Below are 12447 nucleotides of genomic sequence, written 5' to 3'. Positions count from 1 at the left end.
GTAACATTTATAGTTTCAACCACCGTGCCGTCGGTTCTCTTGATAACAATATTGCCAGTGCCTTTTTGGACGGCTTCGCTCAAGGTGACAACTAAATTAGCAGCAACTGCAATATTCGTGGCATTATCGGCGGGGGTGAAAGTGGCTGTGGGGGCTGTGGTGTCAGCCGTGCGCGTCAAAGCAGTGGCCGCTGTATTGTTGTTGCCGGCGGCATCCGTAGCTATATTGGCGGGGATGTTAACTGTAACTGTGCCGCTCCCTGTGGGGGTGACGGTGAAGTTGTAGGTGGTGCCGGTGCCACTAAAGTCGCTGACTGTGCCATTGGTGACTGTGATATCACTGGCGAGAAAGTTGGTTGTGCTTTCACTGAAGGTGGCGGTGACGGGAAACGCTGCGGTGACGGTGCTAGCTGCTGCCGAAGTCAGGGCTACTGTGGGAGCAATACTGTCAAAGGTACGGGTTAAGGCGGTGGCGGCGGTGTTGTTGTTTCCAGCCGCATCGGTGGCGACCCCAGTAGGGACGTTAACCGTGACAGCTCCTTGGCCGGTGGGGGTGACGGTGAAGTTGTAGGTGGTGCCGGTGCCACTAAAGCCGCTGACTGTGCCGTTGGTGACGGTGATATCACTGGCGATAAAGTTGGTTGTGCTTTCACTGAAGGTGGCGGTGACGGGAAACGCTGCGGTGACGGTGGCGGCGGCGGTCGAAGTCAGGCTGACGGTGGGCGGTGTGGTGTCAGCGGTGGTGAAATTCCAAGTAGCTGCGCCTGTCGTACCGGCATAATTGTTACCTGCTAAGTCTTTAATTGCACCGGCGGCAATTTCAACGTAGTAATCTGTGCTTTGCGCTAAATCTGCCAGTGGATTAACTGTGACGGTACTACCAGTAACAGTGACATTGGCTGAGGTGACATCAATGGTTTCTACAACTGAGTTGTCAGAGACTTTCTTGATGACAATATTGCCAGTGCCTTTTTGTACGGCTTCACTTAAGGTGACAACTAAATTAGCAGCAACTGCAACACTGGTGGCGTTGTCGGCGGGGGTGAAAGTGGCAGCGGTGGGGGCTGTGGTGTCAGCCGTGCGCGTCAAAGCAGTGGCCGCTGTATTGTTGTTGCCGGCGGCATCCGTAGCTATATTGGCGGGGATGTTAACTGTAACTGTGCCGCTCCCTGTGGGGGTGACGGTGAAGTTGTAGGTGGTGCCGGTGCCACTAAAGTCGCTGACTGTGCCATTGGTGACTGTGATATCACTGGCGAGAAAGTTGGTTGTGCTTTCACTGAAGGTGGCGGTGACGGGAAACGCTGCGGTGACGGTGGCGGCGGCGGTCGAAGTCAGGGCTACTGTGGGAGCAATACTGTCAAAGGTACGGGTTAAGGCGGTGGCGGCGGTGTTGTTGTTTCCAGCCGCATCGGTGGCGACCCCAGTAGGGACGTTAACCGTGACAGCTCCTTGGCCGGTGGGGGTGACGGTGAAGTTGTAGGTGGTGCCGGTGCCACTAAAGCCGCTGACTGTGCCGTTGGTGACGGTGATATCACTGGCGATAAAGTTGGTTGTGCTTTCACTGAAGGTGGCGGTGACGGGAAACGCTGCGGTGACGGTGGCGGCGGCGGCGGAAGTCAGGCTGACGGTGGGCGGTGTGGTTTCTAAAAAACCTGTGGCTCCGAAAACTCCCAGATAATTATTAGCGGCGGTACCGCTTGTTTTAGTGACGGTAATGCTTTGCAGCGTTTTGGCTGGGTTGGGATTGAACATGAACCCGAATATGGCAGGATCATTGGCATCCTGATAATTTCCTATTAGATCAATGTCCATTCCGTCGATTAGATAGTAACGGGACGATGTTTCGGTAATTTCATTAAACCAGTCGGGAACTGTGGCTGTGCCTGGCCCAGTAGTGCCATCGCTATAGTTAAATGTCACCTGCATCCCAGCGTCCCCATTTGTACTGGTGGCGAACAGGTGGATTTGTGAATACTGGTTGGGCGTAACAGCAAAGTTAAAGGATGTGCCGTTAGTTGTAAGAACTTTGGCGTTGTTGCCGTTATTGGTGTTGTTGTAGCCTAGCTGAACGTCGGGACGGAAGGCATTTGCTGCGAAAAAGCCGTTGTCGGGTAAACCATTGCCAGTCGCAGCGTTTTTAAACGTTGCAAAGGACTGAGTGATTAGGGTTTGATTCAAGGTACTCAGTCCGTTTTGTGTGCTGTCTGAGAATCCTCCCGTGTAGTTGCTAATGACATCGCTATCGAATACTGATGTGAGATTAAATTGAACGGGTGAGGCTAAAACACCGCCATAGGTTGCCATTGCTTCGCTGGACAAGGCAAGGGAGGCTTCGATCGCCCCTGTTGTTTTTTCTAATTCCCAGTCGCCCCCTAGTGCTGCATTCCCCGTCTTGTCGGTGGATGCAGCCACATCCGCCCCGGTTATTTCACTGAGGCGTTTTACGAAGTTTGCTCCAACTTCTCCGGCTGCTACATCGCATCCATAAAGTAGAATATCCCCATTTGCTGTCAGCGCACTTCCCCACTGTTTTATCTGATCGCTGAAAGTTTCTAGGTTATTGTCATTGAGTACGTCAGCACCGAGTTTTAAACTGCCTTCGCTGCCGTGAGAAACTATATGAACTGCTTCAATATCTTTTTGATCGGCCAAGGCATTTGTAATTTGGTCGATCGCGCTGAAATTTTCATTTAAAATCACAATTTGAGCGGGATCGATGCCTTGGATCAGGCTTTGATAATCCTGTACAGAAGAGTCTACGAAAATAATTTGCTTGTTCATAGTTGATAAGTTCATAATTGCTGAAATCGTTTATATCTATCGTTTACATCCAAGTCTGGCCGGGGTGGAAACCCCCGCCTCAAATCTTAAGTGCTCTTGCATAGGACTGAATAATTTATTAGTCTTATTGCTCAAATCGCTCGATCGGTACAATTGTTAGCCCGTTCGCCTTTTTCACGGGAAATAAACGTGGAAAACTGATTGTCTTCGCTCATAGCTGACAACATTCGATCGACTTGCGCCCCCCTGGGCGATCGTCATAGCAGCGTGAAACTCGGATTTTGGCGCAATAAAGCCGCCAGCAAAGTAGAACGTGAGCGAGGTAATCCCGATCAGAAGTGAACTTTCACTGACCTCGCGTTGGAATGGGTTTGTTTAACTTAGATGCAACCTAAATGTATCATACCACAGACATATCTTTTATAAGATATTTTTATTTAACATTTCGCAACACAACACTTCTGGTTTACGATATCTTTACAATCTAGACATCGTGGGTTCACTTTCCCTGTCTCTATCATTGCTTCGGGCCCCTGCCTTTGTAAAGTCGGAAAAGTCGGATCTTAAAGTCGGAAAAGTCGGATCTTTGCCATGAGGACATAATAAGGTTTACGCTATCTTTACAATCTAGATATCGCCCTTGTTAATTACTTAGGTATTTTAACTGCATATCTCAGGGAATCTACGCGGATATACGCAGATGAAGAGATGTTATTTGATGAGTTCTTCGAGGGATGGAAAAAGCAATTTTTCGGCGCTCACTTTTTCGCAATCGCAAGGCTGTTGAATTGCGGATATTGCTGATACTTTTCCCAGCAGCAATTGGATGCTTTCTATTAGCAATGGTAGAGTTAATAAAATAATTGATGCAGAGACTAGCAAGCTAATTAAGCCGTCAGCCCAATTCCAGTGTAGCCACGCTACGGCGATCGCAGCTAAAATTACTCCAACCGACGAAAAAATGTCGGCGACTGCGTGCAGAAACGCGCTTTTGAGGTTCAAGTCGCCGTGACAGCAGGAATGCAAGCAACAAGCATTAATCGAGTTGATGCTTAAACCGACTATGGCGGTAATTAACATCGGCAGCCCTTCTACTTCGGGGGTTGGGGACTGCAAACGGCCGATCGACTCGGCGGCAATCCAAAGGGCGATCGCCACTAAACTGATACTATTAATTAAAGCAGCAATGATTTCTCCACGGGCGGGCAGGATGCCCACCCCACAATCAAATTCACTGTTTGTGGAACAGGCATCTTGCCTGTTCTTGAGAATACTGCCCGATCTCAATACTAGCTTTTTACGGGCGGGCAGGATGCCCACCCCACAATCAAATTCACTGTTTGTGGAACAGGCATCTTGCCTGTTCTTAAGAATAGTACCCGAACTCAATACTAGCTTTTTACGGGCGGGCAGGATGCCCACCCCACAATCAAATTCACTGTTTGTGGAACAGGCATCTTGCCTGTTCTTAAGAATAGTACCCGAACTCAATTCGATCGCACAATCTACGGATTTACTTTTGCGTTTGACTGAGGAGTACCAAGTCGCTGTCAAAGTTATTGCTAAAGCTGCTACATCTGAAAAAACGTGACCCGCATCTGCTAATAGGGACAAACTATGAGAATTAAGTGCGGCGATTAACTCTGCTACAAAAAAGCTGCTAAGCAGTACCAATGCTGTTTGTAAAAGTCGCACTTTGCCAATTCTGGGATTTGTATTCTCGCATTGTGCGATATCCTTGGCGTTTTCCGAGTCAAAATTGTCCCTAACTAGAAATGTCATGCAGCAGTCCTTAAGGTTAAACTCGATTTTAAATTAAACATTAAATTAACTATCAATGACCGATTATATACCAAATCCGCACCAAGATCCGGAAAATCCGATCGCAAATTCCCCAAATTCTCAAATAAACGATCGTCCAATTAGCGACAATCACGCAAATACTTTGACAGGCGAATCTTTAGTTGATTTGCGCCGCTACGATCAATCAAAGTTCGATCGGGGAAAGCCTGGTTGGCTAATTTTGCTTTGGTGGTTCGTGCAGGCGATCGCATTTCCTCTCACTCCACACCCTTTTAACGGCATCAGAAGGGGCTTGCTGCGGTTATTTGGAGCGAAAATAGGTCGGGGTGCGATCGTTCGCCCCACGGCTCGTTTTACCTATCCTTGGAAAATTGCAATCGGCGATTACAGTTGGATCGGAGATGATGTTGTATTGTACAGTCTCGATCGAATTGCGATCGGCAAACACTGCGTCATTTCTCAAAAAAGCTACCTCTGCACCGGCACTCATGACCCTCAAGACCCAGCCTTTCGCTTAATCACAGCATCTATTATCGTTAATAACGGCGTTTGGATTGCCGCCGACTGCTTCATTGGCCCTGGTGTAGAAATCGGTGCAAATGCGTTAATTGGAGCTCGCAGCAGCGTCTTTAAAAATATGCCTGCAGGCTTTATTTGCACAGGAACACCTTGTCGTCCCCGCTGTCAGCGAGAAATTAACCAAAGTTCGTAAGACACATTGTACCCGGAAACTAAGGATCGCGAATTAAATAATTTACACAAGTTTGTGGGATGGGCGTCCCGCCCGTCCAGAAAGGGCGGGCGGGACGCCCATCCCACAATAACAATTAAAATTGTAAGTTATTTAATTCTCATTCCTAAGCAGCTTTACAAGCTTGCTGCCGAATAGGAATTTCAATGACGAATTCTATTCCCTTTCCTAATCCAGGCTGGCAGTATAATCTGCCCCCATGCTTTTCAACGATAATTTGGTAACTGATAGATAACCCCAATCCTGTTCCTTTACCGATAGGTTTCGTGGTAAAAAAAGGGTCAAATAGTTTCGGTTGTAAAGTTTCACACACTCCCCGACCGTTGTCACTAATATAAATAGCAACCCAATTCTCGTCAATTACTTTTGTAGAAATTTGAATGCGGTTCGGGTGTTGTTGGATTTCTGCGAAGGAACGCTGCTGATTCGATTCATCTAAAGCATCAATGGCATTGGAAATAATATTCATGAACACTTGATTTAATTGTCCGGCATGGCATTCTACTGGTGGAAGCTGAGCGTACTTTTTTATTAGTTCAATCTCAGGATGCTCTGGTCTTGCTTTTAAACGATGATGCAGGATGGTGAGTGTACTATCAATTCCTTCATGAATATTTACAGCTTTCACCTCTGCCTCATCTAGGCGAGAAAAGATTCGCATAGACTTGACAATCTCCTGGATGCGCTGCGTTCCTAAGTTGATCGAGTTAAGAACTTTGATAAAATCTTCCTCCACAAATTCCAGTTCTATTTCATCCATTACAGCTTGAATCCGAGGGGTGGGATTTACATAATCTTCTTGATACAGATGTATGATTTTTAGTAAATTATGAGCGTACTCTTGGGCATAACCCAGATTGCCAGAGATAAAATTTATAGGGTTGTTTATTTCATGAGCAATCCCAGCCGCCATTTGCCCTAAGCCGGACATTTTTTCGCTGTGGATTAACTTAAGTTGCATTTGTTGTAAATCTTCATAGGCTTGGCTAACTTCTAAAACTTTTTGCTCCAATAAGGTATTTTTTTCTTCTAATTTGTCAGCTAGAACATGAAGCTTTAAATGCAGCTTGACGCGAGCTAATACTTCCTCCTGTTGGAAGGGTTTGGTAATATAATCTACAGCCCCAAGCTTAAACCCTTCAACTTTATTAGCCGTATCCGAGAGCGCAGTCATAAATATAATGGGAATCTGTTTAGTTTCTGGATTAGCCTGTAATCGACGACAGGTTTCAAATCCATCAATCTCTGGCATCATGACATCTAGCAAGATTAGATCCGGTAGAGCATATTTGACTCGCTCTAGTGCCATCTTGCCAGATTTCGCAACCCGAACTTCAAATCCTTCTTGGCTTAAGGCATCAGATAAGACACCTAAGTTAGCTGAATTGTCATCAACTATAAGAATCGTACCATTTGCTTGAATTTCTGAATTCATAAACCTTACTTGTAGGACTCAATAAACGTTAAAATCTCTTCATCTTGAAAGTCCTTTGCCATTTGATGCAATCTTTTAGCAAAGGGAATGTATTGGGGATCTATTTCTTCAAGTAATACCGCCTGCTTAACTATTTCTAGGAAATTTCCTTTCATAGCCAGCTCGTATAGCATTTCCATTTCTTTAGCTGGCGGGGCAATTAGCTCATCGGTGTCTGAGGATATCCCCAGTGGCTCTTCATTAGCTTCATAAACCCATTCCAAATCAAGATACTGTTGCAATTTTTGTAGGAGTTCAGTTGCTTGAATAGGTTTGGGAATAAAGGCGTTGCCTCCGGCTTCTAAACTTCTGTATTGATCGGTTTCAAATACGCTGGCCGAAGAGACAATAATAACGGTGTCTTTGAAATTTTCCGATTCTCGAACCCGCTTAATCACCTCGAAGCCATCTAGTTCGGGCATTAATAGGTCGGTAACAATTAAATCTGGCTGCACCTCTAGAATTTTTTCCCAGCCTTCAAGCCCATCGTTGGCTTCAAACACTTCAAAGCCGATCGGACTGAGCAAATTGTTAATTACCGAACGGTTAGCCCATTTGTCATCAATAACTACAATCTTAGGTTGGCGGTCTTTGATGCCGATAATCTGCCCGTGATGGTCGATTTGAGATGTTTTTACCCATTCATCGGCTTGAGGCAGACTAACATCAAACCAGAAAATACTGCCAACATTCATCTCACTTTGAACCTGAATGGTACTGCCCATTAGTTCTACAATCCTTTGGCTAATTGCCAGTCCCAATCCGGTACCCTCCGTCTGCCGTCTGCGATCGCCTACCTGCTCGAATGGCTGAAAGATAGCTTGGAGTTGCTCCTGTGCAATGCCGGTACCTGTATCGCGTATTTCAAAGCGAATTTTTCCTTCTGTGGCAAAACTGACTATAAAAGTGACACTGCCCTCATCCGTAAATTTAATAGCGTTGCTTAAAAGATTTATTAACACTTGCCGCAAGCGTTTTTCATCCGCATGAATACCGATCGGGAGTTCGGGGCTTGAGGGAAAATGAAAGTGAATTCCTTTAAGTTCAGCTCGGATGCGACACATCTCTGCTACACCTTGCAGGAACGCCGGGAAATGAAAATCGGTGGGCATTAGTTCCACTTTCTGTGCTTCAATCTTCGACAAATCGAGAATATCATTGATTAACGTCAGTAAATGCGAACCGCACTGATAAATGACATCAATGCGCGATCGCTCTTCTTCATTCAAGACTTTGGAACGCTGAAGAATCTGCGCGTATCCCATGATGCCATTAAGGGGAGTCCGCAATTCGTGGCTCATGTTGGCAAGGAATTCACTTTTTGCCCGACTAGCTGCTTCTGCGGCTTCCCTGGCTTTTGCCTGTACGATTTCTGTTTGTTTGCGATCCTGGATATCGATGCAAGTGCCAACCCACTCCCGGATGCTGCCATCTTCATTCAGAAGTGGCACCCCTCTAGCTTGGAAATAACGATAGTTTCCATCGGCTCCGCACATTCGATACTGTATGTCAAACAGGCTTCTCGTTTGCACTGCTTCCATCCACACCTGAACTGTTAGTTCGCGATCGTCCGGGTGGATTGTATCTAACCAGCCAAAACCAACCACCTCAGCTTCCGTTTGTCCGTTGTAAGCTCTCATACTCGGTGAATCCTGGCATCTTCCTTCAGGATCGGTTGTCCAGACAATTTGGGAGATGGCAAGGGTTAGCGATCGATAGCGTTCTTCGCTTTGTTTGATAGCATCTTCGGCTTGTTTGCGATCGTGGATATCGGTGCAAGTGCCAACCCACTCCCGGACGCTGTTATCTTCATTTAGAATTGGCACCCCTCTGGCTTGAAAATAACGATAGTTTCCATCCGCTCCCCGGAGTCGATATTCTATGTCATACAGGCTGTTCGTTTGCGCTGCTTCCATCCAGGCCTGATTCGTTCGTTCGCAATCGTCCGGGTGAATTGCATCTAACCAGCCAAAACCAATTATCTCAGCTTCGGTTTGTCCGGTGTAAGCTCTCCAACTCGGTAGATCCGGGCATCTTCCTTCAGCATCTGCTGTCCAGACAATTTGGGACATGGCAGCGATTAGCGATCGATAGCGTTCTTCGCTTTGTTTTAGAGCATCTTCCGCTTGTTTGCGATCGTGGATATCGGTGCAAGTGCCAATCCACTCCCGGACGCTGCCATCTTCATTCAGAATTGGCACCCCTCTAACTTGAAAATAACGATAGTTTCCATCCGCTCCCCGGATTCGATATTCTATGTCAACCAGGGTTTTCATTTGCACTGCTTCCATCCACACCTGAGCCGTTCGTTCGCGATCGTCCGGGTGAATTGCATCTAACCACCCAAAACCATCAGCCATCTGGGCTTCGGTTTGTCCGGTGTAAGCTCTCCAACTCGGTTGATCCACGCATCTTCCTTCAGCATCCGCTGTCCAGACAAGTTGGGAGGTAGCAGCGATTAGCGAACGATAGCGTTCTTCGCTTTGTTTGATAGCATCTTCCGCTTGTTTGCGATCGCTAATGTCATTATTAATTTCCAATTGGGCACAAGGCTTTCCTTCCCCATCGCGCTGTAATGTCCAGCGACTTGCCACAATAATATCCCGACCATCGCGGGTGGTGTGCTGCAGTTCTCCTTCCCAAGTTCCCTGCTGAAAAAACTCTGCCGTTACGATTTCTAACGGTTTAAGAAAGGCTGTTTTCAAGAATGTGTGAATGTACTCCCCGGCTACTTCGGCTTTTGTCCAACCATAGAGCTTTTCTGCACCTTGGTTCCAGTATATGATGCGGTCATCCATATCCCGAATAATGATACCATCGCTGGCTAAGTCCAGTATTTCTAGGGTTTGACGGAGTTTTTGCTCGACTTTTTTGCGATCGCTAATATCTCGTGATATGGCGATAATGCCGAGGATATTGCCATTAGCATCCCGCCAAGGAGTCTTGGTAGTGAAAAAGGTCGCGGTGGTCTCACCCTGAGAGACCTCTTCCTCGTAAGTCTCAGCGATTCCTGTTGCCATCACTTGGCGATCTTTTGCCATAATTGTACGGACACTCTCACTCTCCTGCGGTAGGAATTCCAAATCATCTTTGCCGATGATTTCCTCAATTGGCTTGCCCATGAAGTTTGCCACATTGGAGTTAACGGCAACATAACGCCCTTCCCGATCTTTAACGACAATGAAGTCTGGTGTACTTTCCAAAATTGAGTTGAGCAGTGCATTGCGATCGCGCAGCTCAGCTTCCATTTGTTTGCGATCGTTAATGTTTCGTGCTATGGCGATCAGGCCGATAATATTGCCCTGAGCGTCCCGCCAAGGGGCTTTTGTGGTTAAAAAAGAAGTGGTGCCCTTACCATTAGAAACATCTTCTTCGTAGGTTTCAGTAGTGCCTGCTTTCATGATCTCGCGGTCTTTTGCCATTATTGCAACGGCGGCCTCCGGGGGAAGGAGTTCCGAATCATCTTTACCGATAATTTCCTCAATGGGTCTACCGTAAAAAAAGTTTGCCACCTCGGAATTAAGGGCAACATATCGGCCTTCCCGGTCTTTAACAACTATTATGTCTGGCGTACTTTCCAAAATAGAGCTCAGCAAGACGTTGCGATCGCGCAGCGCAGCTTGCTGTTCGCGCAGAGCTTCTTCAGCTTGTTTGCGATCGGTAATATCTGTATTAGCTCCAACCCATTCCCGAATTGAACCATCCGCGTTCAGAATGGGTACACCACGACAACTCATGTAGCGATATTCGCCGTCATAGCGGCGCATACGAAATTCAACTTCATAAAACGAGCGATTAGCAACAGCAGTTGACCAGGCAGTGACCATAGACGAGCGATCGTCTGGATGGATAGCGTTGATCCCACCCCCTCCCTTGTAATCATCAAATGTCTGTCCTGTAAATGCACTCCAAGTAGGTTGCTCGATCGCCATTTCCCCGTCGGCATGGCAGTTCCAAATAATTTGAGCGCTGGCTTCCATCAAAGAACGAAATCTTTCTTCACTTTGTTTCAGGACATCTTCTGCGTTTTTGCGATCGCGAATATCCCGCGTAATAGTGGCAATCCCTACCGGTTCATTAGTCTCTGGATGTCTGACCAAAAATAGGGTGTAGTCTACCAGAATGGGTTGACCTGTCTGGAAATGTCTGAAGCGGAAATCACTCCGCCAACTTCCCTCTTGGATTACAGCAGGCAGAATAGACTGCTGTAAAAAGTCAATATCTTCTGCCATAAAGAAGTCGGTAATGTGTTTGGTTTTGGCTTCGTCCAAACTACTGAGTCCCACCAAATCCAGACCAGCCTGATTCACGAGTATAGGGCGACCATCCATTGAGGCAACGCCAATAAAGTCACGGCTATTCTCGATCGTTGTAACAAGCAATTGCCGCTCTTCCTCTGCTTTTTTGCGATCGCGAATATCCCGCACAATAGTGGAAATAAACTCGACTTCACCCGCTTCGGTTTTGTGAACGATCAAAACCTGGGAGACTGGAATTTCTTCCCCATCGCGTGAGAAAAATAGGATTTCACCAGCCCACCTACCCTCTCGCAAGGCGGTGGGAATTATTTCGTTGTGGAACTTTGCTTTTGCCGAGGGAGCTAATATAGAATCTATAGTAAATGGCGATCGTGCTTCCTCTGGGGACATCCCCAGCATTTCCTGTCCGGCTTTGTTGAGATAGACGCTATGCCCAGCCGCATCACAAACTCCTACTAAGTCGGAAGTTGCTTCCAAAATTGCCGTCAGTCGTGCCTGCTTTTGTTCTGCCCGCTTGCGATCGCTAATTTCAATCACAAGGGCACCAACACCAAAAACCTTGCCATTTTCATCCAGCAAAGGATAGTAAGATCCTTGCCAGTAGCGCAGGATTCCTGGTTCTTTGGGCGTTTCACCCACTAATTCATAGTCCAGAATGGGCTTGCCTGTATCCAGAATGCCTTGCAGCATCGGTTCCACAGTGGGAGCCAATTCTGGCAGCACTTCACGCACTGACCTACCAATATGGTCTGCCACACAAACGCCATTCATCTGGGCCAAAACTTCGTTAATTTGGACATACCGGAGTTGGCGGTCAAAAATCAGCATTCCGGCATCTGCGGCAGCAAAAAAAGCGTCGAAGTGAGCCTGCCGCAATGCCTGTGCTGTTGCGCTCTCTTGCTGTGGCGGTTGGGTGTTCTCTGGTGGGAATTTGCTCATGTTGGCTCGTGCATTTCAGCTTTTATTCTAGAACTTCTGTCCAATTGTGCGATCGCAAGGTTTTCCTTTTTTCCTATTTGGGTACTGAAGAAAACGTTCAGTAGCGCGACTATTAGGCTTTCAATCTGCGATATATGTATCCCTTGCGATACTATTTCCCTTAATTATTCGGATGTATCGCCCTGAATTTCTATTGCTCATCAATTCTATCGGTAGAACATTGGTGACAACTTAAGCTAGGGAAGCATTTGTCCATCAGCAATTATGCTGATAAATTACTCATATTTTGCGTGGAGAACTTAGAGGTGGGCGATCGAGGAATCAGGGCGATCGCCATATTTATGCCCACCCACCCCCCAATCGCCAATTTTCCACTCCTAAATAAGCAAAGCAGTATTTTCAGTAAATTTACGGATTGACAAATGCAATTAAGTTATAATG

6 protein-coding genes are annotated in these 12447 nt (G+C 46.8%); 2 read left to right on the top strand and 4 right to left on the bottom strand.

Annotation, left to right across the window (positions count from 1 at the left end; genetic code table 11):
- Positions 1–2795, bottom strand: a 2795-nt coding sequence (locus QT992_RS26715) for a DUF4347 domain-containing protein (protein WP_333378155.1), incomplete at its 3' end; no start/stop codon positions are given.
- Positions 2796–2981: 186 nt separating this feature from the next.
- Between QT992_RS26715 and QT992_RS26710 the strand changes: the two genes are divergently transcribed.
- The gene (locus tag QT992_RS26710; protein WP_333343012.1) at positions 2982–3122 is read left to right on the top strand and encodes a hypothetical protein; all 141 of its coding nucleotides are present in this window, start codon (positions 2982–2984) and stop codon (positions 3120–3122) included.
- Positions 3123–3491: 369 nt separating this feature from the next.
- On the opposite strand, the gene QT992_RS26705 is transcribed toward QT992_RS26710, so the two are convergent.
- The gene (locus QT992_RS26705) at positions 3492–4562 is read right to left on the bottom strand and encodes a cation diffusion facilitator family transporter (protein WP_333378152.1); all 1071 of its coding nucleotides are present in this window, start codon (positions 4560–4562) and stop codon (positions 3492–3494) included.
- A gap of 55 nt (positions 4563–4617) precedes the next feature.
- Here QT992_RS26705 and hpsU point away from each other — a divergent pair, with 55 nt between their 5' ends.
- A complete protein-coding gene (gene hpsU, locus QT992_RS26700) occupies positions 4618–5295 on the top strand; it encodes a hormogonium polysaccharide biosynthesis acetyltransferase HpsU (RefSeq protein WP_333321000.1) in 678 nt (225 codons plus the stop codon).
- Positions 5296–5440: 145 nt separating this feature from the next.
- Here hpsU and QT992_RS26695 read toward each other — a convergent pair whose 3' ends face one another.
- Entirely contained in the window at positions 5441–6769 is a 1329-nt protein-coding gene (locus QT992_RS26695) for a response regulator (RefSeq protein ID WP_333321002.1), read from the bottom strand.
- A gap of 5 nt (positions 6770–6774) precedes the next feature.
- Positions 6775–12006, bottom strand: coding sequence for a PAS domain S-box protein (locus QT992_RS26690; RefSeq protein WP_333378148.1), 5232 nt, complete (start codon positions 12004–12006; stop codon positions 6775–6777).
- Positions 12007–12447: the final 441 nt, after the last annotated feature.

Source organism: Microcoleus sp. T3_D1 (assembly GCF_036700405.1).
GTDB lineage: Bacteria > Cyanobacteriota > Cyanobacteriia > Cyanobacteriales > Microcoleaceae > Microcoleus.
The sequence above is the reverse complement of the archived record's forward strand: the minus strand, read 5'-3'. Positions and strand labels throughout refer to the sequence as shown.

Coding starts and splice junctions, on each gene's coding strand:
- QT992_RS26690 (WP_333378148.1), bottom strand. CDS start 12,006: ATGAGCAAATTCCCACCAGAGAACACCCAACCGCCACAGCAAGAGAGC.
- QT992_RS26705 (WP_333378152.1), bottom strand. CDS start 4,562: ATGACATTTCTAGTTAGGGACAATTTTGACTCGGAAAACGCCAAGGAT.
- hpsU (WP_333321000.1), top strand. CDS start 4,618: ATGACCGATTATATACCAAATCCGCACCAAGATCCGGAAAATCCGATC.
- QT992_RS26695 (WP_333321002.1), bottom strand. CDS start 6,769: ATGAATTCAGAAATTCAAGCAAATGGTACGATTCTTATAGTTGATGAC.